At 69.1% G+C, this 24,825-nt stretch carries 27 protein-coding genes; 16 read left to right on the forward strand and 11 right to left on the reverse strand.

What is annotated here, in order from left to right:
• The first annotated feature begins 91 nt into the window (after positions 1-91).
• A complete protein-coding gene (locus ACYVIO_RS16365; RefSeq protein ID WP_460651617.1) occupies positions 92-1,108 on the forward strand; it encodes an NAD-dependent epimerase/dehydratase family protein in 1,017 nt (338 codons plus the stop codon).
• The gene (locus ACYVIO_RS16370) at positions 1,108-2,157 is read left to right on the forward strand and encodes a dihydrodipicolinate synthase family protein (RefSeq protein WP_460651618.1); all 1,050 of its coding nucleotides are present in this window, start codon (positions 1,108-1,110) and stop codon (positions 2,155-2,157) included. Before ACYVIO_RS16365 ends, ACYVIO_RS16370 begins: the two co-directional genes overlap by 1 nt.
• A gap of 51 nt (positions 2,158-2,208) precedes the next feature.
• Here ACYVIO_RS16370 and ACYVIO_RS16375 read toward each other — a convergent pair whose 3' ends face one another.
• Entirely contained in the window at positions 2,209-4,452 is a 2,244-nt protein-coding gene (locus ACYVIO_RS16375; protein ID WP_460651619.1) for an ATP-binding cassette domain-containing protein, read from the reverse strand.
• Between the two features lie 110 nt (positions 4,453-4,562).
• On the reverse strand, positions 4,563-4,919 hold the full coding sequence (locus ACYVIO_RS16380; protein ID WP_460651620.1) for a hypothetical protein: 357 nt from the start codon (positions 4,917-4,919) through the stop codon (positions 4,563-4,565).
• A gap of 180 nt (positions 4,920-5,099) precedes the next feature.
• On the opposite strand from ACYVIO_RS16380, the gene murI reads away from it, so the two are divergent.
• The 3 genes from murI to ACYVIO_RS16395 all read left to right on the forward strand — a co-directional run bounded on the left by murI (position 5,100) and on the right by ACYVIO_RS16395 (position 7,696).
• Complete coding sequence (murI, locus tag ACYVIO_RS16385; protein ID WP_460651621.1) at positions 5,100-5,903, forward strand: glutamate racemase; 804 nt, start codon at positions 5,100-5,102, stop codon at positions 5,901-5,903.
• A gap of 135 nt (positions 5,904-6,038) precedes the next feature.
• Entirely contained in the window at positions 6,039-6,785 is a 747-nt protein-coding gene (locus ACYVIO_RS16390; RefSeq protein WP_460651622.1) for an MBL fold metallo-hydrolase, read from the forward strand.
• Positions 6,785-7,696 (forward strand): alpha/beta fold hydrolase, encoded by a 912-nt coding sequence (locus tag ACYVIO_RS16395; RefSeq protein WP_460651623.1) that lies wholly within the window; start codon positions 6,785-6,787, stop codon positions 7,694-7,696. Before ACYVIO_RS16390 ends, ACYVIO_RS16395 begins: the two co-directional genes overlap by 1 nt.
• Here the strand turns inward: ACYVIO_RS16395 and ACYVIO_RS16400 are convergent.
• On the reverse strand, positions 7,665-8,837 hold the full coding sequence (locus tag ACYVIO_RS16400) for a Gfo/Idh/MocA family protein (protein WP_460651624.1): 1,173 nt from the start codon (positions 8,835-8,837) through the stop codon (positions 7,665-7,667). The two genes, ACYVIO_RS16395 and ACYVIO_RS16400, sit on opposite strands and share 32 nt — an antisense overlap.
• A gap of 146 nt (positions 8,838-8,983) precedes the next feature.
• Between ACYVIO_RS16400 and ACYVIO_RS16405 the strand changes: the two genes are divergently transcribed.
• Genes ACYVIO_RS16405 through ACYVIO_RS16420 form a run of 4 tightly spaced genes read left to right on the forward strand, consistent with a single transcriptional unit; the run spans position 8,984 to position 11,727 of the window.
• Positions 8,984-9,808 carry an SGNH/GDSL hydrolase family protein gene (locus tag ACYVIO_RS16405; RefSeq protein ID WP_460651625.1) on the forward strand — a complete coding sequence of 275 codons (825 nt, stop codon included), beginning with the start codon at positions 8,984-8,986 and terminating at the stop codon, positions 9,806-9,808.
• A 10-nt stretch (positions 9,809-9,818) separates the two neighbouring features.
• Positions 9,819-10,535 carry a ribonuclease PH gene (gene rph / locus ACYVIO_RS16410; RefSeq protein ID WP_460651626.1) on the forward strand — a complete coding sequence of 239 codons (717 nt, stop codon included), beginning with the start codon at positions 9,819-9,821 and terminating at the stop codon, positions 10,533-10,535.
• A complete protein-coding gene (gene rdgB, locus ACYVIO_RS16415; RefSeq protein ID WP_460651627.1) occupies positions 10,532-11,137 on the forward strand; it encodes an RdgB/HAM1 family non-canonical purine NTP pyrophosphatase in 606 nt (201 codons plus the stop codon). The genes rph and rdgB overlap by 4 nt, the downstream gene beginning before the upstream one ends.
• Positions 11,137-11,727 carry a hypothetical protein gene (locus ACYVIO_RS16420; RefSeq protein ID WP_460651628.1) on the forward strand — a complete coding sequence of 197 codons (591 nt, stop codon included), beginning with the start codon at positions 11,137-11,139 and terminating at the stop codon, positions 11,725-11,727. Before rdgB ends, ACYVIO_RS16420 begins: the two co-directional genes overlap by 1 nt.
• Here the strand turns inward: ACYVIO_RS16420 and ACYVIO_RS16425 are convergent.
• Both ACYVIO_RS16425 and ACYVIO_RS16430 read right to left on the reverse strand, forming a co-directional pair.
• A complete protein-coding gene (locus ACYVIO_RS16425) occupies positions 11,724-12,221 on the reverse strand; it encodes a GNAT family N-acetyltransferase (RefSeq protein WP_460651629.1) in 498 nt (165 codons plus the stop codon). The genes ACYVIO_RS16420 and ACYVIO_RS16425 overlap by 4 nt on opposite strands.
• 31 nt (positions 12,222-12,252) lie before the next feature.
• Positions 12,253-12,882, reverse strand: a complete 630-nt coding sequence (locus ACYVIO_RS16430; RefSeq protein ID WP_460651630.1) for a LysE family translocator — start codon at positions 12,880-12,882, stop codon at positions 12,253-12,255.
• 102 nt (positions 12,883-12,984) lie between these two features.
• Between ACYVIO_RS16430 and ACYVIO_RS16435 the strand changes: the two genes are divergently transcribed.
• Complete coding sequence (locus ACYVIO_RS16435; protein WP_460651631.1) at positions 12,985-13,845, forward strand: LysR family transcriptional regulator; 861 nt, start codon at positions 12,985-12,987, stop codon at positions 13,843-13,845.
• On the opposite strand, the gene ACYVIO_RS16440 is transcribed toward ACYVIO_RS16435, so the two are convergent.
• Genes ACYVIO_RS16440 through ACYVIO_RS16450 form a run of 3 tightly spaced genes read right to left on the reverse strand, consistent with a single transcriptional unit; the run spans position 13,842 to position 15,550 of the window.
• Positions 13,842-14,333, reverse strand: coding sequence for a hypothetical protein (locus tag ACYVIO_RS16440; protein WP_460651632.1), 492 nt, complete (start codon positions 14,331-14,333; stop codon positions 13,842-13,844). The two genes, ACYVIO_RS16435 and ACYVIO_RS16440, sit on opposite strands and share 4 nt — an antisense overlap.
• Positions 14,334-14,373: 40 nt before the next feature.
• Positions 14,374-14,637, reverse strand: coding sequence for a hypothetical protein (locus ACYVIO_RS16445; RefSeq protein WP_460651633.1), 264 nt, complete (start codon positions 14,635-14,637; stop codon positions 14,374-14,376).
• 49 nt (positions 14,638-14,686) lie between these two features.
• Positions 14,687-15,550 carry a TolB family protein gene (locus ACYVIO_RS16450; RefSeq protein WP_460651634.1) on the reverse strand — a complete coding sequence of 288 codons (864 nt, stop codon included), beginning with the start codon at positions 15,548-15,550 and terminating at the stop codon, positions 14,687-14,689.
• Positions 15,551-15,811: 261 nt separating this feature from the next.
• On the opposite strand from ACYVIO_RS16450, the gene ACYVIO_RS16455 reads away from it, so the two are divergent.
• The 3 genes from ACYVIO_RS16455 (at position 15,812) to ACYVIO_RS16465 (ending at position 19,021) form a co-directional block, all read left to right on the forward strand.
• Positions 15,812-17,152: an FAD-dependent oxidoreductase gene (locus tag ACYVIO_RS16455; RefSeq protein ID WP_460651635.1), complete on the forward strand. Its 1,341-nt coding sequence runs from the start codon at positions 15,812-15,814 to the stop codon at positions 17,150-17,152.
• A gap of 106 nt (positions 17,153-17,258) precedes the next feature.
• Positions 17,259-17,909 carry a transglycosylase SLT domain-containing protein gene (locus ACYVIO_RS16460; protein WP_460651636.1) on the forward strand — a complete coding sequence of 217 codons (651 nt, stop codon included), beginning with the start codon at positions 17,259-17,261 and terminating at the stop codon, positions 17,907-17,909.
• Between the two features lie 80 nt (positions 17,910-17,989).
• Positions 17,990-19,021 carry an acyltransferase domain-containing protein gene (locus tag ACYVIO_RS16465; protein WP_460651637.1) on the forward strand — a complete coding sequence of 344 codons (1,032 nt, stop codon included), beginning with the start codon at positions 17,990-17,992 and terminating at the stop codon, positions 19,019-19,021.
• Here the strand turns inward: ACYVIO_RS16465 and ACYVIO_RS16470 are convergent.
• A complete protein-coding gene (locus tag ACYVIO_RS16470; protein WP_460651638.1) occupies positions 18,969-19,544 on the reverse strand; it encodes an XRE family transcriptional regulator in 576 nt (191 codons plus the stop codon). The genes ACYVIO_RS16465 and ACYVIO_RS16470 overlap by 53 nt on opposite strands.
• Before the next feature lie 65 nt (positions 19,545-19,609).
• Between ACYVIO_RS16470 and ACYVIO_RS16475 the strand changes: the two genes are divergently transcribed.
• Complete coding sequence (locus ACYVIO_RS16475; RefSeq protein ID WP_460651639.1) at positions 19,610-20,050, forward strand: DinB family protein; 441 nt, start codon at positions 19,610-19,612, stop codon at positions 20,048-20,050.
• Positions 20,051-20,172: 122 nt separating this feature from the next.
• Positions 20,173-22,659, forward strand: coding sequence for a X2-like carbohydrate binding domain-containing protein (locus ACYVIO_RS16480; protein ID WP_460651640.1), 2,487 nt, complete (start codon positions 20,173-20,175; stop codon positions 22,657-22,659).
• A gap of 44 nt (positions 22,660-22,703) precedes the next feature.
• Here ACYVIO_RS16480 and ACYVIO_RS16485 read toward each other — a convergent pair whose 3' ends face one another.
• Positions 22,704-23,504 carry a hypothetical protein gene (locus ACYVIO_RS16485; protein ID WP_460651641.1) on the reverse strand — a complete coding sequence of 267 codons (801 nt, stop codon included), beginning with the start codon at positions 23,502-23,504 and terminating at the stop codon, positions 22,704-22,706.
• Between the two features lie 142 nt (positions 23,505-23,646).
• On the opposite strand from ACYVIO_RS16485, the gene ACYVIO_RS16490 reads away from it, so the two are divergent.
• Entirely contained in the window at positions 23,647-24,210 is a 564-nt protein-coding gene (locus tag ACYVIO_RS16490; protein ID WP_460651642.1) for a YbhB/YbcL family Raf kinase inhibitor-like protein, read from the forward strand.
• Here the strand turns inward: ACYVIO_RS16490 and ACYVIO_RS16495 are convergent.
• Positions 24,207-24,794, reverse strand: a complete 588-nt coding sequence (locus tag ACYVIO_RS16495; protein WP_460651643.1) for a TetR/AcrR family transcriptional regulator — start codon at positions 24,792-24,794, stop codon at positions 24,207-24,209. The genes ACYVIO_RS16490 and ACYVIO_RS16495 overlap by 4 nt on opposite strands.
• Positions 24,795-24,825 lie beyond the last annotated feature (31 nt).

The raw sequence follows: 24,825 nt of genomic DNA on the forward strand, positions 1-24,825 counted from the left end.
GACCATGACTGGTCAGGCGTCGAGGATTGACGGACAGACATAATGGCAGTTACGGTCGCCCGGTATTAGACCTACCAGGGCAGGAGCATGCGTGCGCACTGTGGCTGAGCTCGAGGAGCGGCTGTCCGTCCCACGGCCCGAACTCGTGGCCGACATCGGCAAGCTGGAGGGCGACCTCGTCGTCCTGGGGGCGGGCGGAAAGTTGGGCCCGAGCCTGGTCCGGCTGGCCCTGCGGGCGGTCGAGGCCGCCGGGGCGTCGACGAAGGTCACCGCGGTCTCGCGGTTCACCGAGCCGGGGCTGGCGGACTCCCTGCGGGCCGCCGGCGCGGAGGTGCACGTCGCCGACATCTCCTCCGACGCCGAGCTGGCCGGGGTGCCGGAGGCGGCCAACGTGGTCTACCTCGTCGGCGCGAAGTTCGGTACGGCGGGCCGCGAGCACGCCACCTGGGCCACCAACACCTATCTGCCCGGCCGGGTCGCCGGCCGTTTCCCGGACTCGCGGATCGTGGCGCTGTCGACCGGCAACGTCTACCCGTTCGTCCCCGTCGGCAGCGGTGGTGCCGTCGAGGGCTCGCCGCTCGACCCGGTCGGGGAGTACGCGATGTCGTGCCTCGGCCGCGAACGGATCCTGGAAGACGCGAGTGACCGGAACGGGACCCCCTTCGCGCTGATCCGGCTCAACTACGCCGTCGAGATGCGGTACGGCGTACTGCTCGACGTCGCCTCGGCGGTCTGGCACGGCGAACCCGTCGACGTGACCACAGGTCATGCCAACGTCGTCTGGCAGGGCTACTCCAACGAGGTGACGCTGCGCGCGCTCCACCATGCCGACAGCCCGCCGTTCGTGCTCAACGTGACCGGCCCGGAGACCGTCTCGGTGCGCCAACTGGCCGAGCGTTTCGGGCAGATCCTCGATCGGGAGCCTGTCATCACCGGCGAGGAGTTGCCGACCGCGCTGCTCTCGAACGCCTCGAAGTGCCATCAGCTCTTCGGCTACCCCGACGAGACGCTCGGCGCGATGGTCGAGGACGTCGCGGCGTGGGTCAGGGCCGATCTGCCGCGGCACGGCAAGCCGACCAAGTTCCAGCGGCGTGACGGCAGGTTCTGATGACGAGCGACGAAGCCCTCAAGCGCTTCCATGCCGGGTGCGTCATCCCGGCCCATCCGCTGGCCCTCGATGAGGACCGGCGTCTCGACGAACGACGGCAACGTGCACTGAGCCGCTACTACCTGGAGGCCGGCGCCGGAGGACTGGCGGTCGCCGTCCACACGACCCAGTTCGCCTTGCACGAGCCCGGTCGCGGTCTGCTGGCCCCGGTCCTCGGTCTGGCGGCGGAGGTCGCCCGTGAGTACCCGGACGATTCGCCGGTCCTGGTGGCAGGCATCACCGGGCCGACGGCGCAGGCCGTTCAGGAGGCCGAGCTGGCGGCCGGCCTGGGCTACCACCTGGCCCTGCTCACGCCGTACGACGCCGGAGACGACAGCGAGGACGCCTTGCTGGAGCGGGCCCGGGCCGTGGGCGAGGTGCTCCCGGTGATCGGGTTCTACCTGCAGCCGGCGGTCGGCGGACGAGTCCTGTCGCGGGACTTCTGGCGCCGGCTGGCCGCACTCGACTGTGTCGCCGGGATCAAGGTCGCGCCCTTCGACCGGTACGCGACGCTCGACGTCGTGCTCGGCGTCCGGGAGTCCGGCCGGGCCGACCGGATCGCGCTCTACACCGGGAACGACGACCACATCGTGCTCGACCTGATCACGTCGTTCCGCTCGCCGGGGATCACCGAGCCGGACCTCGCCTTCGTCGGCGGGCTGCTCGGCCAGTGGGCGGTGTGGGCGCGTGGCGCGGTCGACGTACTGAACGACGCCGAGCTGGCCCGCTCCGGCGACGACGACGCGCTGCGGCGCCTGCTGGCGATCGAGGCGGACCTGACCGACGCGAACTCCGCGGTCTTCGACGTGGCGAACGACTTCCACGGCTGTGTCCCGGGCATCCACGAGGTGCTTCGCCGCCAGGGCCTGCTCGAAGGCCGCTGGTGCCTCGACCCGGCCGAGAACCTGTCGCCCGGCCAGATGGCCGAGATCGACCGCATCTGGGCGGCGTACCCGCATCTGCGCGACGACGAGTTCATCACCACGAACGTCACCCGCTGGCTCAGTTAGAGCGGGAGAGGGTCGCACTCGCCGGGTGCGACCCCTCCTTCTTTCTGGACGTCAGCGGGTGAGCGCGCCCCGGAGGTGCTCGGCGGTCGCCGAGTCCGGGTGGTCGAGCAGCGCCTCCGGCGTACCGGTGAAGAGGATGCGGCCGCCGTGGTGGCCGGGCCCCGGGCCGACGTCGACGATCCAGTCGGCGGCGGCGATGATGTCGAGGTTGTGCTCGATCGCGATCACCGTGCTGCCGGCGTCGACGAGCCGGTCGACGATGCCGAGCAGCTGGTCGACGTCGGCCATGTGCAGGCCGGTGGTCGGCTCGTCCATCAGGTACACCTTGGCCGGCGTCCGCAGCTCGGTGGCGAGCTTGACCCGCTGGGCCTCGCCGCCGGACAGCGTGTTCAGCGGCTGCCCGAGCTTGAGGTAGCCGAGCCCGACATCGTCGAGCGACCGGACGACACGCTCGATCACCTCGCTGTCGAACACCCCGGCGGCCTCGCCGACGGTCAGCTCCAGTACGTCGGTGATCGTGCGCCCGTCGAGCCGGTACTCGAGCACGTCGTGGGTGTACCGCTTCCCGCCGCACTCCTCGCACACCGACTTCAGGTCGTCCATGAACGCCAGCTCGGTGGTGACGAACCCGAGGCCGCGGCAGTTCGGGCAGGCGCCGTCGGAGTTCGCGCTGAACAGCGACGCGCTCACGTCGTTCGCCGCGGCGAACAGATTACGGATCTCGTCCATCAACCCCGTGTACGTCGCGGGAGTCGAGCGGCTGTTGCCGGAGAGCTGGCTCTGGTCGATCGCGACGACCTCCGGGTACCGCTTGCGCAGCTCGTCGTTGACCAGGCTGCTCTTGCCCGAGCCGGCGACACCGCTCACGACCGTGAACACACCGGTCGGGAAGTCGACGGTGACGTCCTGCAGGTTGTGCGCGGTGGCGTTGGCGACGGTCAGTACGCCGGTCGCCTGGCGGGGCTTGCGGTTGAGTCCGAGCTCCCGGTTCATGCAGCGGCCGGTCGGCGTACTGGCCTTGCGCAGGCCGTCGACCGGTCCCTCGTACAGGATCTCGCCGCCGTTCGGACCCGCGCCCGGGCCGACGTCGACGACGTGGTCGGCGATCTCGATCACGTCCCGGTCGTGCTCGACGACGAGCACCGTGTTGCCCTTCTCCTGCAGTTTGCGCAGCAGCTGGTTGAACCGCTGCACGTCGCTCGGGTGCAGGCCGGCGGTCGGCTCGTCGAAGATGTACAGCATGTCGCCGAGGCTGCTGCCGAGGTGGCGGACCATCTTGATCCGCTGCGACTCGCCGCCCGACAGCGTGGTGGTCGGCCGGTCGAGGCTGAGGTAGCCGAGGCCGATGGTGACCAGGTTGCCCAGGCGGTCGCGCAGGCTTTCGACCACCGACACGGCCTCCGGCGTATCGACGGATTCCAGTACGTCGAGCAGCTCGTCAGCCTGCAGCGCCGCCATCTCGGCGATGTTGTGACCGCCGATCCGGGAGGCGAGCGCCGCCGCGTTCAGCCGGTCGCCGTCGCAGGTCGGGCACGTGCCCGACTGGACCAGCCGCTCGAACTCCGCCCGGCGCTTGGGTGACATCTTGCCGAGGTCCTTGCGCAGGAAGATCCGGTTGAACCGGTCGACCACGCCTTCGAAGTCGTGCGGAGTGCCGGGCAGCGGATCGGCGGCCTTGCCTCCGCGACGCAGGGTCTCCCACTCGCTGTCCGAGTAGTTACCGAGCCGCTTGTCGGGATCGAACAGCGGGTTGTCGCCGTAGTACTGCCAGTACCAGGTGCCGACGGCGAAGCTCGTGAACCGGAAGGCGCCCTCGTTCAGCGTCCGCGACCGGTCGAGCAGCTCGCTCTCGACGAGCCGCGCGCTGATCCCGGTGCCGTGGCAGTCCTGGCACATGCCTTCGGGATCGTTGAAGGAGTAGCGGTTCGAGAAACCCGCCGTGGGCCGGCCCGCGCGCGAGAACAGCAGGCGCAGCAGGGGATGGATGTCGGTCACCGTGCCCACGGTGGAGCGGGCGTTGCCGCCGATCCGGCGCTGGGCGACCACGATCGCGGGCGAGAGGTTCTCGATCGCGTCGGCCGCGGGCTGCCCGTACTTCGGGAGCCGGTTGCGGATGAACGTGCTGAAGGTCTCGTTCAGCTGACGCTGCGCCTCGGCCGCCAGGGTGTCGAACACCAGCGACGACTTGCCGGAGCCGGAGACTCCGGTGACCACCACCAGCCGGTGCTTGGGCAGCTCGAGGGACACGTCGCGCAGGTTGTGTTCCCGCGCCCTCACGATCCGGATCACACTCATGCAGGGCAAAGTACCCACGGCCACCGACAATTCGTCGGCCGCGCGCGGACTGGGGTGTTACTACGACCGGGCGCGCTGGGCGGGGGCGCTGTCCGGCCGGTCTCGGTGAATCAGGGTTGTTTGAACAGCACTTTGCGTCCTAGCCGGGGATGGGTGCCACGGCCCTTGCAACTGGTGCAGGGACGGGTGGCGTAGTTGAACAGCGATCCCTTGTGGCGTCCCATGCCCTTGCAGCGGTTGCATTTCGCAAACGGGTGCAGCGACAGCGAGACGATGTAGATCGCGAAGACGGCGAGCAGCAGCACCATCAGCATCCCGGTGGGCCCGAGGGCTCCGGCGATGTCGGCGGCGGTGCTGTCGGCGTTGGCGTCGGCAACCTGTCCGGCCGCTTGCGCGGCGTTCGTCGGTTGCGGATCTGGTGCGGCGGTGGAGCCCAGAGCCACCGCGATGTGGACTGCCAGGTTCATGGCGTCGCGAGGGGCGGTTGCAAATACATCGCTCCAGAGTGGCGTGCGTCACGTGAGATTGCAATTCCGGAGAGTAAAGATGTGGATAACTCCGGCGTGTCGTTCTGCGGTCTTAGGTAAGGGTTACTTCAGAACTGCCCGCTGCCGGTCCTGTCGGCGGCGCGAGCTAATCTTCGGAGTGTGGCAGACGCACCGATCGGCATCTTCGACTCAGGCTTCGGCGGGCTCACGGTGGCGCGGGCGGTGCTCGACCAGCTGCCGCACGAACCGATCCTCTACCTGGGCGACACGGCCCGCCAGCCGTACGGACCGAAGTCGATCGCCGAGGTCCGCGAGTACTCGCTGGAATGCCTGGACCACCTGGTCGAGGCCGGCGTGAAGGCGCTGGTGATCGCCTGCAACTCCGCCAGCGCCGCGATGCTGCGCGACGCCCGCGAGCGGTACGACGTACCGGTGGTCGAGGTCATCCTGCCCGCCGCGCGACGCGCGGTCTCCGCGACCAGGAACCAGAAGGTCGGCGTGATCTGCACCCGCTCGACCGCCGCATCCCTTGCGTACGACGACGCGTTCGCCGCCGCGCCGCAGGTCGAGCTCACCACCCAGGCCTGCCCGAAGTTCGTCGACTTCGTCGAGTCCGGCGTGACGTCCGGCCCGGAACTCCTCGCCGCCGCCCACGAGTACCTGGACCCCCTGGTCGAGGCCGGCGTCGACACGCTGATCCTCGGCTGCACGCACTACCCGTTGCTCACCGGTGTGATCTCGTACGTGATGGGTGACGAGGTCACCTTCGTCAGCAGCGCCGAGGAAGGCGCCAAGGACGTCTACGGCGTACTGACCAAGGCCGGCCTCCTCCGCGACAACACCCTCCCCGAGCCCCAGCACCGCTTCGTCACCACCGGCAACCCGTCCGACTTCGCCACCATCGGCTCCCGCTTCCTCGGCCCGGTCATCACCACCGTCGACCAGTTCGCCTGGGTGCGTTGAGATCCCGGGTGTGACCCAGGTCGCAGCTGATGTTGTCGACGGCACCGGTTCCGCGCGTTATCCCCGCCAGGCAACTGTTCTGCGACGTTCCGGGGTTGCCTGCAGAGTCGGCAACCCGCCGGTAATGTTCAAGGTATGAAGCTCACCGTGCTCGGCTGCTCCGGGTCCGTTCCCGGGCCGGACTCGCCTGCGTCGAGCTACCTGGTCTCCGCGAGCGGGTTCGACCTGGTGCTCGACCTCGGCAGCGGCGCGCTGGGCGCGCTGCAGCGGCACCTCGCCGCGCACGAGATCGGCGCGATCGCCTTGTCCCACCTGCATCCCGACCACTGCATGGACCTGTGCGGTCTGTACGTCGCGCTGAAGTACTCGCCGTCGTCGCCGTTCCCGCGGGTCCCGGTCTACGGCCCGCCCGGCGCGGCCGCGCGGATGGCGCTGGCCTACGACCTGCCCGACGACCCGGGCATGGAGGAGGAGCTGGAGTTCCACACCTGGCAGGAATCCCAGCAGATCGGGCCGTTCACGGTCCGTACGGCGCCGATGGTGCACCCGGTCCCGGCGTACGCGATCAGGGTTGAGTACGGCAACAAGTCGATCACCTACACCGGCGACACCGGCCCGAACGAGGCGCTGGTCGAGCTGGCCCGCGGCACCGACCTCCTGCTGTCCGAGGCCGCGCTGCAGGACAACAACCCGGACAACCCCGGCGATCTGCACCTCACGCCGTCCGACGCGGGGGAGCAGGCGAAGCGCGCCGGGGCGAAGAAGCTGGTGATCACCCACGTGCCGCCGTGGTACGACCGGGTCGCACAGACGGAGAACGCCCGGCGGACCTTCCCCGGCGAGGTCCTGACGGCAACACCCGGCGCGGTCTACGAGATCTGATGCTCGTCGAACTTGCCGACGGCATTCGTTTGCAGACCTACACCTCCGGTACGTCGTCAAGCGCCTCGACGCGATCTGCCTCGGGCGTCTCGCCGCGATCTGCCGGGGCGCCGGCCGCCTCGCCGCCGGTTGTGCTGCTGCACGGTGGGCCGGGCTTGTGGGACTACCTGTCGTCCGTCGCGGACCTGATCGACGACCGCATCGTCCACCGCTACGACCAACGCGGCTGTGGAGGCTCGGACCCGTCCGACGAGCAGTCGATGGCCCGCTCGGTCGCCGACCTCGAGGAGCTGCGCGAGTACTGGGGGCACGAGCAGATCGTTGTCCTCGGCCACTTTTTCGGCGCGACCCTCGCCTTGCACTACGCGGTCACCCACCCCGATCGCGTCGCGCACCTGATCTACCTCAGCGGCGTCGGCGTGGGCGACTGGCGTACGCCAAGCCTCGCCGAGCAGCGGCGACGGATGACCGCCGTACAGGCAGAACGCCTTGAAACGTTGGGAAATCAGCGCCCGCGCAACGCCGACGAGGAACGGGAGTTCCGCACGCTGTCCTGGTTCACCGACCACGCGGACCGCAAGCGGGCGTGGGCCTGGGCCCGGGAGGACGCGGCCGTGCCGTGGCCGATCAACTTCGCCGCGAACAATGCGCTGTCCGCCGACAACAGTGCCTTCGGCGACGACCGCCTGATCGAACTGGCCGCGACGCTGGAGATGCCCGTCGACTTCGTACACGGCGAAGGCGATCCGCGCCCAGCGAGCGCCGTACGGGACCTCGCGGACGCCGTACCGCACGCGGAGTTTCACCTGGTCGAAGACGCCGGCCACTCGCCGTGGCGCGAGCGGCCGGAAGAGTTTCGCCTTCTGTTACAGGGGATTCTCAGCGGTTCTGACCGCCGTCGAAGTAGCTGATCAGCGCCGGGTCGAGCTGCGGGATGTCGATCGGCGTGCCGTTCGACCGCAGCGACGTCGTGGCCGCAAACCCAGCCGCGACCGCGGCACGCGCCGCGATCGGAGAGGTGAGCGTGGCGCCCCCGTCGCGGACGAAGCGGACGAACTCGTCGACCAGCTTGGGGTCCGCGCCGCCGTGGCCCTCGTCCTCGGACGCGACCTCGACGATCTGGTCGGCATCCGTGCGGTAGCCCGAGCGGCCGCTGTTCCACACCTTGACCACACTGCCGGACGTGTCGCCGAAGTTCTCCAGCCGGCCGTGCGTGCCGATCACGGTGTAGTTGCGCCAGTAGTCCGGCGTGAAGTGGCACTGCTGATAGCTGAGGAACACGCCGTTGTCGAGCTGGAAGTTCGCCATCGACAGGTCCTCGACGTCCATCACCGGCGCCAGGCCCTTCTGCTCCAGCGGCGGCCAGTTGTCGTTCGAGACGAACTCCCTGAACCGCTGGTCCGACCGGTCCTGGCGGTCTTCGATCCCGCCGTACAGGACGAGCCCGCCGAGCGCGGTCGCGTGCGTGGTGTACCCGCCGGCCAGCCAGTGCATCACATCGATGTCGTGGGCCCCCTTCTGCAGCAGGAGGCTGGTGGTCCGGCGCCGGTCGGCGTGCCAGTCCTTGAAGTAGAAGTCGCCGCCGTGCCCGACGAAGTGCCGGCACCAGATCGCCTTCACGTCACCGATCGCGCCGGCCTGGATCAGCTCGCGCATCGTCTGGATCACCGGCATGTGCCGCATGTTGTGGCCGACGTACAGCCGCGTCCCGCTCTCGTACGCCGCCTGCAGCACCCGGTCGCAACCGTCCGTGGTGATCGCCAGCGGCTTCTCCACGAACACCGCGACCCCGGCCCGGAGGAAGTCGATCGCCGGGTCCTCGTGCAGGTCGTCCGGCGTGGTCAGGAAGACCCCGTCGAGCTTGAGCTCCAGCAGTTCGCGGTGGTCGCCGTACGCCGTCGCGTCGGGGTACGTCGTCAGCGCGTTCTCGCGCTGCTGCTCGACCGGGTCGCAGACGGCCACGATCTCGGCGCCCTCGCCCGGCTTGTGTGCGTGCCGGGCCAGGCTGCTGCGCGCGCCGAGTCCGACCACACCGAACCGAAGATCAGTCATCGTTCACTACTCCTGCACGTAGTTGTTTGTAAGAGCCTATGTCCGAACACTTGCGATCCTCAACACCTGTTTGCTCCCGCCGTGTTGCCCGACCGGTCATCTGGCCCTCACCCAGCACCCGTTCGGTGTCGTCACCATGACGGAACGTGAGCCTCCACTACGTGGCACTCGGCGACTCGACGACCGTAGGTGTCGGGGACCCGCTGTACGGCAGCACGACCGACCTTTCCGGTGCCGGAGCGCGCCCAGGACAGGGGTGGCGGGGCTGGGCCTCGCTGCTCGCCGACTCCCTGGGCAGTTCCCACCGTGTGACGTTCTCCAACTACGCGACCAGCGGCGCGACCGTTCCGCAGGTCACCGCTGACCAGCTGCCGGAGACCGGCGAGGGCCCGATCGACCTGGCCTCGCTGATCGTCGGCGTCAACGACACGCTGCGCTCGACCTTCGACGCGGGCCAGATCCGGGACTGCCTGCACCAGTGCGCCGCCCAGCTGACCGCGCGCGGCGCGCTGCTGCTCACCGTCCGGTTCCACGACCACGGGCAGGTGTTCGGGTTGCCGACCTGGCTGCGCCGGCCGTTGTGGAACCGGATCGAGCAGGTCAACACCGTGTACGACGACCTGTTCCTGCAGTACGGCGGGATCCGGCTCGACATGGCCGACTACCCGGAGGTGTACCGCCGCGACTTCTGGTCGGTCGACCGCCTGCACCCGGGCGAACGGGGGCACCGGCGCCTCGCGCGGGCCTTCGCCGACGAGCTGGCGGCGCGCGGCGTACGGATCGACGTACCGCCTGATCTGTCCTGTGCCGGGGAGCCGCCGAGCCGGTGGGCGGACGCGCTGTGGATGGTCCGAGAAGGTGTTCCCTGGCTCGGGCGACGCGCCGGGGACCTGACGCCGTGGGCCGCACGGATGGTGCTCGGGCAGTTCCGTCCGCCTGCCGATGCGGGGGTGCAGCGCCTCCGGGCATAAGGTTTTGGGCATGGCTCGTAGCGATGGACGTACCCCTGACCAGCTCCGCCCGGTGACCCTGACCCGGAAATGGCTCGACCACGCCGAAGGATCGGTGCTGGTCGAGTTCGGCCGGACCCGGGTGCTGTGCGCTGCGTCGGTCACCGAGGGTGTGCCGCGCTGGCGCAAGGGCTCCGGCCTGGGCTGGGTCAGCGCGGAGTACGCGATGCTGCCGCGCTCGACCAACACCCGGTCGGACCGCGAGTCGGTGAAGGGCCGGATCGGCGGCCGGACGCACGAGATCTCCCGGCTGATCGGGCGCTCGCTGCGCGCGGTCGTCGACTACAAGGCGCTCGGCGAGAACACCATCCTGCTCGACTGCGACGTGCTGCAGGCCGACGGCGGGACGCGGACCGCCGCGATCACCGGCGCGTACGTCGCGCTGGCCGACGCGGTGTCGTACCTGCGCGACCGCAAGGCGCTGAAGGGTGAGCCGCTGACCGGCTCGGTGTCGGCCGTGTCGGTCGGGATCATCGACGGCGCCCCGATGCTCGACCTCTGCTACGAGGAGGACGTGCGCGCGGAGACCGACATGAACCTGGTACTGACCGGCGACGGGAAGTTCATCGAGGTGCAGGGCACGGCCGAGGGCGCGCCGTTCGACCGCTCCGAGCTGGACGCGCTGCTCTCGCTGGGGACCGCCGGCTGCGAGGAGCTGACGAAGCTGCAGCTGGAGGCGCTGGCATGAGCAAGGTGCTGCTCGCGTCGAACAACGCGAAGAAGCTCGAGGAGCTGCGCCGGATCCTGGCTCCGATCGTGCCGGGGATCGAGGTGCTCGGGCTGGCCGACGTGCCGGCGTACGACGAACCGGCCGAGACCGAGCCGACGTTCGAGGGCAACGCGCTCCTGAAGGCGCGGGCCGCGGTGGCCGCGACCGGATTGCCGTCGGTCGCCGACGACAGCGGGATCTGTGTCGACGCGCTGAACGGGATGCCCGGCGTACTGTCTGCGCGCTGGTCCGGGCCGGCGAAGGACAACCACGCGAACAACGTGCTGCTGCTCGGGCAGTTGGAGGACGTGCCGGACGAGCGGCGCGGTGCTGCGTTCGTCGCGGCGGTTGCTTTTGTGCAGCCGGACGGTTCCGAGGAGGTGCTTCGCGGCGAGATGCGCGGGTCGGTGATCCGCGAGCTGCGGGGGACCGGTGGGTTCGGGTACGACGTGCTGTTCGCCCCCGAGGGGTACGACCGGACGACGGCCGAGCTGACCGTCGAGGAGAAGGACGCGATCAGCCACCGGGGCAAGTCGCTGCGCGCCCTCGCTCCGCTCGTCGCCAAAGCCCTGGAGGCCTGATGCTCTTCGCCGGAACCGACACCGAAGGCGTCGCCGAGGGCCGCATCACCGCGGCGTACCGGCGCTGGGCCGAGCCGCGCGTGATCGAGGGCCGCGTCTACCGCACCAACGCCGGCCGGATCGAGATCGACAGCATCAAGAAGGTCAACCCCGACCTGATCTCCGACTACGACGAGATGCTGCACCTGGCCGGCCGGATGAACGCCAAGGACGCCCGCCGCCGCCTCCGCGGCGACGAAACCCTGCCCACCTGGCTGATCCGCTTCCACCTCGTCGAAGGCCCGGACCCGCGCGAGGAACTGGCCAACGCGGCAGATCTCACGCCGGCTGACGTGGAGGAGCTCACCACCAAGCTCACCCACCTCGACGAACTCAGCCGCCACGGCGCCTGGACCCGCCAAACCCTGGAACTCATCCAGTCCAAACCCGCCACCCGAGCCGGCGACCTCGCCCCCACCCTCGACCGAGACACCCCCGGCTTCAAGATCGACGTCCGCAAACTCAAGAACCTGGGCCTCACCCACAGCCTCGAAGTCGGCTACGAACTAACCCCCCGAGGCAAGGCCTACCTCGACGCCCTGGGCAACTAGCAGGGGCGCTCGTACTCCACCTGGGCCAGTGGGTTGCCGTCGCCGAAGTCTCGGGATTGGGTTTTGCCGGTGGTGGTGAAGCCTGACTTCTCGTAGAAGCGGCGGGACTGTGGGGTGGCTTGCAGGGTCCAGAGGTGGACTGTCGAGAAGCCTTGTTTTCCTAGGGTTTGCAGGGTTTCGGTCATCAGGGCGGGGGCTGCGCCGGTGCCCCAGGATCGGGGGTGGGCGTAGAAGCTGAGGATCTCGGCGACGCCGGGGCGGGTCTCGGACTCGTTGAGCCAGGTCATGGCTGCGGGCTGGGTGTCGACGAGGGCCAGCAGGACGGTGCCTTGGGGGTCGATCACGCGCTCGTGCCAGCGGGTCAGGCGGCTTGCGATCTGGGGAGCTGCGAAGTCCTCGGTGAAGAAGGGTGCGTAGGCGGCGGCCCAGGAGGCGGCGTGGATCTCGCCTACCGCGGTGCCGTCGGCGGCGGTTGCTCGGCGTACGTCGATCATGGCTTCGACCCTAGGAGGTTGCGCCGACAGTTCAGGACGCGGCGCCGACGATGAGGCCGGCGGCCAGTACGCCGTACGCCGTACCGGCCGCGCGGGGGAGCCACTGGTTGGCGGCGCGGTGCTGGCGCAGGAAGCGGCCGGCGCGGACGGCTCCGCTGCCGACGGTGAGGTCGACGGCCAGGCCGATCAGCAGCATGGTCAGGCCGAGGACGAACAGTTGCAGCGCCTGGCGACCGAGGCTCGGGTCGACGAACTGGGGCAGGAAAGCCAAGTAGAACAGCAGGATCTTCGGGTTGGTGAGGCTGTTGACGAGGCCGCGCAGGTAGACCGGCGCGAAGCGGTCCGACACCGCCGCGCCGGCGACCGTCGACGTGAGCTCGGACTTGCGGAGGGACTGGAACGCCATCCACAGCAGGTAGGCGGCGCCCGCGAAGCGGAGGATGTCCATGGCGATCGGCGCCGCGCGCAGTACGGCGGCCAGGCCGAGCGCCACGGCGCTGGTGTGGACGAGCATCCCGGACGCCGTACCGCAGGCGGCGGCGCGACCGGCGCGGCGGCCGCCGGTCAGGCCCTGGGCGAGGATGAACAGCATCCCCGGGCCGGGTGTGAGGTTGATGATCACTGCGGCCAGCAGAAACGCTGCGAACAGTTCGACGTTCATCTCGATCTCCTTGGGTTGTGTGCTCTTACCAACGAGCTTCAGCCAGAAGTCGTATGACGTCCAATGCCAATACCGCCGACAATTCATTGATAAAGTTGATGGATGCTCAACCTGACCCAGCTCAGCGTCCTGGCGGCGGTCGCCCGGCACGGATCGGTGACCGAGGCGGCCAACGAGCTGCACTACTCGCAGCCGTCGGTCAGCCACCACCTCTCGCGCCTCGAAGCGGCCACCGGCGTGAAGCTCATCCAGCGCGTCGGCCGAGGCATCCGGCTCACGCCTGAAGGGCAGCTCCTCGCCAACCGAGCCGCCGAGATCCTCGGCCGCGTCGACGCGGCCAGCAGTGAGCTCGCTGCGCAGGTCGGGCTGCAGTCAGGCCGAGTCCGCTTGGCCGCCAACGCGTCCGCGCTCAGCACGATCGTGCCCAAGGCGGCCGCCGCGCTCGCCCGTTCGTACCCGGGTATCGAGTTGAGCCTGACCGACCATCACCCGGTCGAGTCGCTCCAACTCCTGCGGCACGGCGAGGTCGATGTCGCGCTCGTCTTCCAGTACGCCAACGCGCCGGCCGAGCGGGACGAGTTCCGCCTGGTCCATCTGGGCGATGACCCGATCCACCTGATCAGCCAGCAGGCCGACGACAGCCTCGCGAACCATCGCGAGTCCGCCTGGATCGGCGGCTGCATCCGCTGTGAGGCGGAGCTGCTGGCGGTGTGCCAACGGACCGGTTTCACGCCGGCGATCGGTTCGCACAGCGACGACATCATCGTCGTCCAGGCGCTTGTCGCCGCGGGCCTGGGCGTCGCGCTGCTGCCTGGGCTCGCGCTGCAGGCTCACCGTCGTACGGACGTCCACACCACCGAACTCACCGGTCTGCACCGCCAGATCCACGCGGCGACGTACGGCGACCCGCCGGACCCGCCCGCCGTCGCCGCCGTACTCGAAGCCCTCGCCGAGGCCTACTAGCGCTCCGGAGTGCGGTCCTCGCGTTGCGGCGACTGCCGGGCGGCCGTGGCTCCCGTCGTCGACGAAGCGCGGCCCTGGTGCGAGTGGTTGGTCGCGTTCAGCTCGGCGGCCTTCTGCAGGTCGGGATCCAGCGCCGGCTGAGCGTCGATCCCCGGCCGGCTGTAGACCAGGTTGTTGGTGTGCCGGCTGTAGATGTCGGTGGTGCCGCCGGGTGAGATCTCGATCAGGTTGCCCTTGGTGGTGGCCCGCAGACCGCCGTCGGGCAGGCGCTCGGTGAAGTCCTCGCGCGGCGGGTACATCCGGCCGTCGAACTTGAGGCCCGGGTTGGGATCGCGCTCGACCCCGCTGTGCTCGTCCTCGACCTGGTCGAGCGTCTCGGCAAGCTGCCGGAACGCCTCGTCCGCCGTCCTGGCCGGCGGCAGCGCATTCAGCCGGTGGTAGAGCAGAGACAGACGATCCGGCAGGCTCAGCCGCGGTTCGTCGGGCACGTCAGCTGCGGACCGCGTCGTGGGCGGTTCGTCGGGCACGTCAGCTGCGGACCGCGTCGTGGGCGGAGCGCAGAGCTTCAGCCAGCGAAGGCGCGGTCTCGGCGTGCCCGGCGAAGGCCGACGCGTCGTCGGGGTCGATCGTGAACCCCCACTCGTCACCGGCCGCCGTACCGTCGATCACCACGACGCGAGCCGCCCGAACGACGATGGACACCGCGCCGGACGAGTGCACAGTGACAGTACGCCGTACGTCGGGCCCGAAGACCGCGTCGACCGCCTGCTCGACTTCCTGCTGGTTGCTCATCCCCAGTGCCCTCCCACGTCGCGGATCCACAGTGTAGAAGGCGAAAAGGCTAGCGCCGCCAGCTCGTCGGCACGCCGGCGATCGACGTGGCGTGCTGGTCGCCGCCGGTCCGTGTCATCAGGTGAACGACCGGAGCCACGGTGTGCGGGTTGCCGTACTCGTCGGACCCGGTCGCGCCGCTGCCGTACGCGATCCAGCGGCCGTCCGGCGACCAGACCGGGCTGCTCTCGTACAGGTCCGGCGTGTTGGTGACGCGCTTGATCGCACCGGTCCGCACGGTGATCAGGAACAGGTCGCCAGACGCCTGGACGGCGAGCGTCTTGCCGTCGGGGCTCCAGTCCACCTGGCGGGGCGCGGCGAGCGAGAACGACTTCACCGGCACGGTGTTGCCGATCTGGTAGATGCGGACCTGGTCGGTGTTGGTGACGGTCGCGATGCGCTTCCCGCCGGGAGCCCAGGCCATCGCGATGTCCTCGAAGCCCGACGTCGGCTGAGTGGTGACCGACCCGTCCGTACGCCGGGCGAAGATGCCGCCGGCCTCGTAGGCGATCCACTGCCCGTCGGGCGACCACCGGGGGAAGGCCGGGACGGACGGCCCGTCGACGAACCACTGCTCGTTGCCGCCGTCGGCGTCGGCGGTCTTCACCGACCAGCCGTCGGCGTACACGATCTTCGTGCCGTCCGGCGAGTAGTCCGGGCCGGCGTACCAGGTCAGGGTCTTGCCGAGATCCTGGACGCCCTGACCGTTCGGCTGCGCGCTCATCAGCAGGCCGGGATCGACCGTCGTGGTCGGGAACTCGAGGTAGAGCAACCGTCCACCGGGCTCCGGAGCGGAGGCTTCGGCCACCGCGCCTGATCCGCCCAGCAGGGCCAGTGCGAGGATTGTGGTCAGCAGGGTCTTCTTCGCCTTCATCGTGCTCTCCCCAGGGTTCGGCGGGTGTCACTGAGCTTGATGCCGAGGCCGCGGCGAAGGTTGCGGGATCCGCAGTATAGAAGGCTGAACGGCGAGCGCCGACGTGTCTCGTACGGCGGGCAGTGGCGTGCATCGGTCGTGATCCCGGCGATGATTTCCGGGCTGGTCGGCACCCGTGTGAAGTGGGTCTCGAAAGTTGGGATCGGGGTCCGCGACCGGTAAAATTGCTTAGGTTAGCCTTACCTATTGTCTGGGGAGATCGTGCGAGAGCTCCGAGTCGCCGTTGTCGGTGCTGGACCGGCCGGCATTTACGCCGCCGACATTCTGACCAAGGAGTACGAGGGGGCCCACGTCGACCTGATCGAACGGCTGCCCGCCCCGTTCGGCCTGGTCCGGTACGGCGTCGCGCCGGACCACCCGCGGATCAAGGAGATCATCAAGGCGCTGCACCGGGTCGTCGGCCGGGAGCGGATCCGCTTCTTCGGCAACGTCGAGTTCGGGGTCGACCTCAAGCTCGAGGACCTGCGCCGGTACTACGACGCGGTGATCTTCTCGACCGGGGCGATGGCCGACCGCGAGCTCGCGATCCCGGGCGTCGACCTGCCGGGCAGCCACGGTGCCGCCGACTTCGTCAGCTGGTACGCCGGGCACCCCGACGTACCGCGGGAGTGGCCGCTCGAGGCGCGTCACGTCGCGGTGATCGGCGCGGGCAACGTCGCGCTCGACGTCGCGCGGATGCTGGCCAAGCCGGCCGACGAGCAGCTCACCACCGAGATCGCCGAGAACGTCTACCAGGGCCTGAAGGCGAACCAGGCGACCGACGTGCACGTGTTCGCGCGGCGCGGTCCGGCGCAGATCAAGTTCACGCCGATGGAGCTGCGCGAGCTGTCGCACTCGCCGAACGTGGACGTGATCGTGCACCCCGAGGGCTTCGAGATCGACGAGGCCAGCCAGAAGGCGATCAACTCCAGCAAGGGCACGCGGCTCGTCGTCGACACGCTGCTCAAGTACCTGGAGGCCGAGCCGACCGGCGCTGCCCACCGGATCCACATCCACCTGTGCCACGCGCCGGTCGAGGTGCTCGGCACCGACCGCGTCGAGGGGCTGCGGACCGAGCGCACCGAGCTGCAGGGTGACGGGACGGTTCGCGGGACTGGCGAGTACGTCGATACGCCGGTCCAGGCGGTCTACCGCGCCGTCGGATACCTGTCGTCGCACCTGCCCGAGCTGCCGTTCGACCACCAGGCCGGCGTGATGACGAACGAGCGCGGGCGCGTGCTCGACATCGACGAGGTGCCGCTGCCCGGTCTGTACGTCACCGGCTGGGTCAAGCGCGGCCCGATCGGGCTGATCGGTCACACCAAGTCCGACGCGGCCGAGACGATCGCCTGCTTGCTGGAGGACCTCGAGAGCCTGCCGCGGCCGGAGATCACCGACCCCGACGCGATCGTCGCCCATCTCGCCGGTCGCGATGCCACCGTCGTCGACGCCGAGGGCTGGACCCGCCTCGACGCCCACGAGCAGTCCCTCGGAGAGGCTGCCGGCCGTGAGCGCATTAAGGTCGTCGACCGCGAGGAAATGCTGAAGGCCTCCCAGGTCTGACTCGTACGGCGGGCGCTGGCTCTCACGCGGCCGTCGTACCTCCTCAGTTGTGTGGTGTCAGGTCGGTAGGGTTGGTGACCTGACGCCACGGGGATGAGGGGTGTGGGTGAACAAGGGCTGGTGGTTGATCGTCGTCGGCGCGGTGGGCGTCGCGGCGTGCGTCGCGCGCGGGCCGGAGTCGTCGGACGGTGAGGCCAAGCCCAGCGCTCCGGTGTCGTCGGCAACCAAACCCGCGCCGAAGCCGACGCCGACCTCCAAGGACTGGTGGACGGACTACGACCCCGCGCAGTTCGCCGTACAGGTCCGCAAATCGGCCGCGGTGGCGAAGGTCAACCCGCAGCTGCTGATGGCGATCCTCTACAACGAGTCGTACAAACCGCACGACCCGGAGTTCGAACGCTCCTGGCAGAAGATCGACTCGAATCCGGCGCTCGGTATCGCCAACATGCACGAGGCCGCGTTCGAGGACACCCAGCGCGGACGCCGGATGCCCGGCCGGACCTGGAACGAGCTGCCCGACCATCCCGAGCTCGCCATCGAGGCCGCCGCCTGGCACCTGAGCGACCTCGCGAAGGGGCTCCCGGACCGCCTCCGGACGAAGCTCACCAAGGACGAACTGGTTGCCCTCGGCTACAACGCGGGCCGCGGCAACATGCGCCTGTTCGCGGGAGGCCGCAAGCCCGGCGCCCAGGCGCAGTCGTACCTCGACCGCCTGCACGACAACTGGGAGAAGTCCGCCGACGCCGTTCGCGTGTGACCTGCATCACATAAGTCGTGCGCGGGCCGCGCGGCCCGTGGTGTGGTCGAAGGGACAGCTTCGACGAGGGGACGCGAACGATGGACCTGGACCAAGCCGCCCAGCACGTGGGGTTCTCGACCGCAGGACGCGAGTGGGTGCGGCAACTGCCGGCCTGTGACGGCGTACGGCTTCCGGACGATCCCGAAGGCCTGATGGAGTACTGCGGGGTTGTGGACGACGATCGGCGGGAGATGCTCGCCGCGCGACCGGACCCGGACCAGGACTCCGCGTGGTGGGCGATCGTGTCCGCGATGGCGGGCAGCCTTGAGCGGGATCTCGAGCAGCCCGTCCCGTCCACCGGCTTTCACGGCTGGCCGATGGTGCCGACGGACTCGTCGCCGGTCGGGATGTTCGCCGGCGCGTGGGCCTTGCTGTCGAGCCTGCCGAGGCTCATCGACGTTCATGTACGACGTGGCGTGCCGGAGGCGGTCACGCGTGCGACCGTCTCCGCGCTCGGCGGCGTGATGGGTTCGCACCGGCACATCGCCGGGCGGCCGGGCGTCGGGCTGATCCCGCTGTGGGGGCCGCCGTTGCGCTTCCGTGGCGCCGACTTCGAGATCGGCCGGCACTCCTTCACTCGCACGCACCTCGGCCTCGGCGACGGCGTCGCCGGGCACGTGCTGATGGTCCACGTACCGCCGATCGGCCCGCTCGACCCCGAGACCTCGGAGCAGTCGATCGCCGAGGCCGCGCGGATGTTCGCGCGGTGCTACCCGGAGGAGCCGATCGCGTCGTTCGTCTGCCGGTCGTGGCTGCTCGATCCGCAGCTGGCCGAGTACCTGCCGGAGGACTCGAACATCCTGCGCTTCCAGCGTCGCTTCACGCTGCTCCCGGCGGTCGTCTCCGAGGACCCGCACGACGACGACCGCGACATGATGCGGACCGGGCTGAGCGTCTTCGCCTCGGACGGACCCGTCCTGCCCGAGGATCTCGCCCGGGTACCCCAGAAGACCACGCTGCAACGCGCTTTCGTCACCCACCTGCGCTCCGGCCGCCACTGGCAGAAGCGCACCGGCCTCAGGCGCGCGGCGCCAGATGCGCCCGCTCGCCCTGAGGCCCGAACAGCGTGAGCAGTTCCGCGGACCGTTTGCCGGCGCTGCCGATCCAGTGCGGCACCCGGGTGTCGAACTCGGCGGCCTCGCCCTCGCCCAGCACGTACTCCTCCTCGCCGAGCACGAACCGGACGCTCCCGGTGAGCACGTAGAACCACTCGTAGCCCTCGTGCGTCTGCCGCTTCGTCGTCGAGGCGCGGCCGGCCGGTGGGTAGACGACCTTGTACGCCTGGACGCCGCCCGCTCGGCGGGTCAGCGGGACGATCGTGAGCCCGGACCGCCGTACGGGCCGGAGATGGATCCGGGGATCGCCGGTCGGCGGCGCCGCGACGAGATCGTCCAGCGGTACGCCGTGCGCCCGGGCCAGCGGCAGCAGCTGCTCCAGTGTCGGCCGGAGCTTCCCGGTCTCCAGCCGCGAGAGCGTGCTCGCGGTCAGCCCGGTCTCCGCCGCCAGCTCGGCCAAGGTCGTCCCGCGCGCCCGGCGCAGCCCTCGCAACCGCTCGCCAACCCCTGCCAGTACGTCGTTCTCCACGGTGCCCATGGCCACAGCATGCAGATCCGCAATTTTTCGTGCAAGAAGGGAAGGGTGCGCCGATGGTGGTGGCCATGGCTTCGGATGAGAAGAGCACCCTCGTGGGAGTGCTCGACAACCTGCGGGTCTCGATCGCGGGAAAGGCGGTCGGTGTGCCCGAGCCGCAGGTGCGGACCGCCGGCGTGCGGTCCGGGACCAACCTGCTGGGGCTGGTCAAGCATGTGACGGCGGTCGAGCGGTTCTACCTGCTGGGGGAGCAGGTCCGGGACTGGAAGAAGACGTTCCACGCCGCCGACGACGAGAGTGTCGAGGACGTGCTGGCTGCCTATCGCGAGGTCGTCGAGCGGGCGAACGCGGTGATTGCGGGCTGGACGGACCTGGACGCATCCGCCCCCGGACCGCCACGGCCGGGAAGGAGGCCGTCGCGGCGGTGGGTGCTGGTCCACTTGGTCGAGGAGATCGGGCGCCATGCCGGACATGCCGACATCTTGCGGGAACAGCTGGACGAAAACTAATTTCTTCACTGGGGATAGAAAGTCTTGACAACCCTCCGTGCAGCCTTCAGGGTTCCAATATCCTATCCGATCCGCCCCGGTCGGTACGGCTCACTCGAAGACCACAGAGAGGGTCACCGCTCATGACCAGATCCCGCCGAAGCAAGGCGATCAGAGGCCTGATCGCGGGGCTCGTCGTCGCCGTCATCCTGCCGGTGGGGGCGTCGGCCGTCTCGTCGGCCGCCCCGATCACCCCGGGCACGACCACCGCGGTGGGCAAGGCCGACGCGACGACGACCGCCACGCCGCCGGCCGCCGACCCGCTCGCGCCCGCGGGTGCTGTCGCGGCCAAGCCCTACATGGGCTGGAGCAGCTACAGCATGGAGGTCTTCTCGCCGCTCGGCGGCAAGTGGATCACCGCGGCCCAGATCAAGGCCCAGTCCGACGCGATGCACAAGAAGCTGCAGCCGTTCGGCTACAAGTACATCAACATCGACGCCGCCTGGAACGACGGGATCGACGCGTACGGCCGGCCGACGCCGAGCAAGACCCTGTACCCGAACGGCTTCCAGGAAGTCATCGACCACGTCCACAAGAACGGCCAGAAGATCGGGATCTACAGCATCCCGGGCATCTCGGACGCCGTGCTGAAGGCGAACCTGCCGATCTACGGCGCCCCCGGCTGCACCACCGGCAACCTGGCCAAGGAGCCGAAGCAGCAGGGCGACTACTGGGGCTTCGGCTGGCGCATCGACATGGACAACCCGTGCGCGCAGAAGTACATCGACTCGATCGCGGACCTGTTCGCGAGCTGGGGCATCGACTTCCTGAAATTCGACAGCGTCACCCCGGGCTCGGGCAAGAACGACCTGTCGCTCGACGCGCGCGACGAGGTCGCCGGCTGGTCGAAGGCGCTGACCCGGCACAAGATCTGGTTCGAGCTGTCCTGGGCCCTGGACATCCGGTACGCCGACTACTGGAAGTCGGTCGCGAACGGCTGGCGGCTGGACTGGGACGTCGAGTGCTACTGCACCAACGAGGCCCTGACCGCGTGGCCGAACATCTCCCGGCTGTTCCCCAAGGTGGCCGACTGGTGGCGCCACGGTGGGCCCGGCGGCTGGAACGACCTCGACTCGCTGAACGTCGGTAACGGCACGATGGACGGCCTGACCAAGGACGAGCGTCGTACGGCGGCCACGTTGTGGGCGGTCTCGGCCGCCCCGTTCTACATCGGCAACGACATGACCAAGCTCGACCAGTACGGACTGGACCTGCTGACGAACCGCGAGGTCGTCGCGGTGAACCAGGCCGGCCGCCCGGCGCAGCCGGTGTCGACCAAGACCAACCGCCAGGTCTGGTACTCGCTGAACGCGGACAGTTCGTACACCGTGGCCCTGTTCAACCTCGGCACCACCGAGGCGGACATGACGGCGAACTTCGCCGACCTCGGCCTGGACGGCGGCGCCTCGGTGCGCGACCTGTGGGCGAACAAGAACCTGGGCGACTTCAAGACCGGCTACACCGCGCAGGTCGTGCCGCCGCACGGTGCCCGGCTGTTCAAGGTGACGCCGCAGAAGAAGGCCTCGATCCGGGTCAACGACGACGACCTGCGGGCCCAGTACGACGGCGACTGGCAGCGCAACGGCAACAAGGAGGTCTCCGCGGTCTCCGAGCCGCTGACGGTCAAGGTGAGTGACACCGGCGCGGCCACCCCGCCGCAGGGGAACAACGCCGGCGTCCGGACCGTCACGCTGAACAACGACGACCCGCAGATCAACTACACCGGTTCGTGGAGCCGCAGCAGCGGTCGCGGGCTCGGTGACTACCAGGACGACGTCCAGTACTCCGAGGCCAACGGCGACGCGTTCACGCACACCTTCGTCGGGACCGGCGTCGACTACTTCACCGAGACGCACGAGTCGCAGGGCGAGGTGGAGATCTACATCGACGGCGAGCTCAAGCAGACCGTCGACACCCACCAGGCCGAGGGCCGCGGTTCGCAGGTGAAGGTCTTCAGCATCTCCGACCTGCCGAACGGCACCCACACGATCCGTGGCGTGAAGAAGTCGGGCCAGTTCATGCTGGTCGACAAGCTCGACGTACGGCAGGTCAGCCTGCTGAACCCGGACACCGTTGCCTTTGACAAGAAGGCTCCGGCGGACGTCACGATCGAGATCGCTCGCGACTCGAGCGAGCTGGCGTCGATCGCCAAGGCCGGTACGGCGCTGGTCAAGGGCACCGACTACACCGTTGCCGGACGCAACGTCACGCTGAAGAAGGAGTACCTGGCCAAGCTCACCACCGGTGACAACGCCCTGGACTTCACCTTCCGCGGCGACTACCGGGACGACATCCACTCCACCATGGTCAACGGCGCCTCGGTCAGCTTCAGCTTCCGCGGTACGTCGGTCGAGTGGATCACCGCCAAGGCGCCCGACCAGGGTGACGCCGACGTCTTCGTCGACGGCAAGCTCGTCAAGCGGGTGAACCTGCAGAACGCGGAGCGCACCACGCTCCAGCAGGTCTTCACGCAGTCGGGCGTGAAGGACGCCAACCACACCCTGCGCATCGTGAAGGTCTCCGGAGACGTCCTCCGCTCGGACCAGCTCCGCTACACGATCGCCAAGTAGTCCGACAGTGATGGGGCCCGGGATTCCCGGGCCCCATCGTTGTGTCAGGCCAGCCGGATCCGGAACAGCGCGACCCGGGCCTCGTGGCTGTCGACGCTCATCGGCACCGCCCTGGTGCCGGTGAGCTCGAGCTGCACCGTGCCGTCGCCGGGCAGCCAGTCGATCCGATCGATGCCGTTGGCAAACACCTTCCGCTCGGCGGCCTGCCCGGTCGCCTGGTCGTAGCCCGGGTTGTTCGTGTCCGCGGTCCAGATCACCAGGTGCCCGCGCTCGTGGTGCGCCATCACCCGCTCACGATGCGTCTTCTTGTGCAGGTCCCACTCGTCGCGCAGGTTCGGGTTCTGCTCGCCGTTGTAGGCGCCGGCCAGGTAGTGCGTGTTGATCAGCACGAACTTCAGCCCCGGGTACGCCGAGTGCTCGACCGCCACCTCGTTGATCCACCGCGGCGGCGTGACGTCGCTGATCCCGCCGTGCACGAAGGTCGCGTTCGAGTTCACGACATTCCACGGCTGCGGCACCGAGATCGGCACCCGGTACGACGTGTCGTGCTGCAGGAACGCGTTCTGGTAGGCGTCCCCGAAGTACTGCGAAATCATCGCCGGCTCGCCCTCGTCCCCCTCCCGAATCTCCTGCCACCCGACCACCGGCCGGTTCCCCGGATCAGCGTTGTTTCGCACGTCCCGAATCGCCGCCTCCCGAGCCCCGAGATTCTTCCGCCCGATGTTCGCCGTCACCACCGGCAACCGAACCCACGGACTCGCCGCCGCCTGACCCGCGCTGAAAGTCGCCGCCAGCGCTCCACCGCCGAGCATCAAGGCGTGCCGTCTGCTGATCCTGTTCACCATCACTACCTCCGCAAGATCCCGGCGCGCACGGCCGGGTGGGCGTGTGTCTTGTCGGCGGGTACGACGTACAGCCCGCCACGACGGTTGCAAGGTCGATGATCTGTAAGAGCCGGATCAGGCCGCCGGCGGTTAGCGTGAAGGCGTGCTGAAGCTACCGGTAACAGTTGCTGTCCTGATGCTCGCCGTCGCCGGTTGCTCGAGCGGTGAGGAAGACCCCGCGCCCGTGGCGGCTGACGACGGGAAGCTCGCCGTCGTCGCCGGCGAAGGATTTCGGGCGGACGGCAGCTTCGATGCGCGGATGACGTGTGATGGGGCGGGGGACTTCTCGCCGCCGTTGGTCTTCAGGCATGTGCCCAGCGGGACTGTCGAGCTGGTGCTGTCGATGGTGGACGACGACAAGCTCGGTCCTCAGGGCGATCCGCTGATCCACTGGGTCGAGTGGAAGATCCCGCCGGACTCGGCCGGGCTGGCGGAGCACGCAAAGCCCGACGCGGCCAGGGAGGCCCTGAGCGATCTCGGTGAGGCGACCTACAACGGGCCTTGTCCGCCTGCTGGGCAGACGCATCACTACCGGTTCACGCTGCTGGCTTTGAACAAGGCGATCGATCTGCCGTACGGCGCACTGGCGCGGACCGTGCTGGCGGCTGCCGAGTCGGCGGTGGTCGACACCGCGGAGCTGGTCGCCACCTACCGTCGCGCGCGTTAGCTCAGCAGGGCTTCGAAGGCCCGTACGGCGAGGGTTGCTGACTGCTCGAGGTCCGCGCGGGGGACGCCGGCGGCGGCGTGGATGGCTTGGCCTTCGGAGATGGTCATCAGGAGGCGGGCCAAGGTGTCGGGGTCCGTGGTCGAGGGCCGGTCGGGGGCTGTGCGGAAGCGGTCGGCGAAGGCCTTTTCGCCGGCCAGGCGGCTGGCGGCCAGGAACTGGGAGACGTCCTGGTTGTCGGTGCTGCAGGAGACGCCGCCCTGGATCGAGAGGCAGCCTTTCGGCTTGCCCTCCTGGGTCAGCGCGATCACGTTGTCCTGCAGGAAACGCCGCACGACGTCCAGCGCCGTCGGCTCCTGCAGGGCGGCCTGCGCGTAGGCCATGTCGTGCTGGGCGTAGTGCGCGACCACCCGGCGGAACAGGTTCGCCTTGCCGCCGTACACGGCGTACAGGCTGGGCTTGTTCACGCCCATCGCCGTCGTCAGATCAGTGATCGACGTGCCCTCGTACCCCTGCCGCCAGAACACCTCGACGGCGCGTTCCAGCGCCTCGTCCTCGTCGAACGTGCGCGGCCTTCCTCCCGGCATGCCACACCTCCTCGCGATCGAGCGTAGCAGT

This window comes from Kribbella endophytica (genome assembly GCF_054781295.1).

Excerpts from the sequence above, each read along its gene's own strand:
- ACYVIO_RS16400 (WP_460651624.1), bottom strand. The coding sequence starts at position 8,837 with ATGACTGATCTTCGGTTCGGTGTGGTCGGACTCGGCGCGCGCAGCAGC.
- ACYVIO_RS16475 (WP_460651639.1), top strand. The coding sequence starts at position 19,610 with ATGGCTTCGGATGAGAAGAGCACCCTCGTGGGAGTGCTCGACAACCTG.
- ACYVIO_RS16470 (WP_460651638.1), bottom strand. The coding sequence starts at position 19,544 with ATGGGCACCGTGGAGAACGACGTACTGGCAGGGGTTGGCGAGCGGTTG.
- ACYVIO_RS16435 (WP_460651631.1), top strand. The coding sequence starts at position 12,985 with ATGCTCAACCTGACCCAGCTCAGCGTCCTGGCGGCGGTCGCCCGGCAC.
- ACYVIO_RS16450 (WP_460651634.1), bottom strand. The coding sequence starts at position 15,550 with ATGAAGGCGAAGAAGACCCTGCTGACCACAATCCTCGCACTGGCCCTG.
- ACYVIO_RS16380 (WP_460651620.1), bottom strand. The coding sequence starts at position 4,919 with ATGAACCTGGCAGTCCACATCGCGGTGGCTCTGGGCTCCACCGCCGCA.
- ACYVIO_RS16420 (WP_460651628.1), top strand. The coding sequence starts at position 11,137 with ATGCTCTTCGCCGGAACCGACACCGAAGGCGTCGCCGAGGGCCGCATC.
- ACYVIO_RS16485 (WP_460651641.1), bottom strand. The coding sequence starts at position 23,504 with ATGGTGAACAGGATCAGCAGACGGCACGCCTTGATGCTCGGCGGTGGA.
- rdgB (WP_460651627.1), top strand. The coding sequence starts at position 10,532 with ATGAGCAAGGTGCTGCTCGCGTCGAACAACGCGAAGAAGCTCGAGGAG.
- ACYVIO_RS16445 (WP_460651633.1), bottom strand. The coding sequence starts at position 14,637 with ATGAGCAACCAGCAGGAAGTCGAGCAGGCGGTCGACGCGGTCTTCGGG.
- ACYVIO_RS16370 (WP_460651618.1), top strand. The coding sequence starts at position 1,108 with ATGACGAGCGACGAAGCCCTCAAGCGCTTCCATGCCGGGTGCGTCATC.
- ACYVIO_RS16395 (WP_460651623.1), top strand. The coding sequence starts at position 6,785 with ATGCTCGTCGAACTTGCCGACGGCATTCGTTTGCAGACCTACACCTCC.
- ACYVIO_RS16495 (WP_460651643.1), bottom strand. The coding sequence starts at position 24,794 with ATGCCGGGAGGAAGGCCGCGCACGTTCGACGAGGACGAGGCGCTGGAA.
- ACYVIO_RS16390 (WP_460651622.1), top strand. The coding sequence starts at position 6,039 with ATGAAGCTCACCGTGCTCGGCTGCTCCGGGTCCGTTCCCGGGCCGGAC.
- ACYVIO_RS16425 (WP_460651629.1), bottom strand. The coding sequence starts at position 12,221 with ATGATCGACGTACGCCGAGCAACCGCCGCCGACGGCACCGCGGTAGGC.
- ACYVIO_RS16480 (WP_460651640.1), top strand. The coding sequence starts at position 20,173 with ATGACCAGATCCCGCCGAAGCAAGGCGATCAGAGGCCTGATCGCGGGG.
- ACYVIO_RS16375 (WP_460651619.1), bottom strand. The coding sequence starts at position 4,452 with ATGAGTGTGATCCGGATCGTGAGGGCGCGGGAACACAACCTGCGCGAC.
- ACYVIO_RS16430 (WP_460651630.1), bottom strand. The coding sequence starts at position 12,882 with ATGAACGTCGAACTGTTCGCAGCGTTTCTGCTGGCCGCAGTGATCATC.
- rph (WP_460651626.1), top strand. The coding sequence starts at position 9,819 with ATGGCTCGTAGCGATGGACGTACCCCTGACCAGCTCCGCCCGGTGACC.
- ACYVIO_RS16465 (WP_460651637.1), top strand. The coding sequence starts at position 17,990 with ATGGACCTGGACCAAGCCGCCCAGCACGTGGGGTTCTCGACCGCAGGA.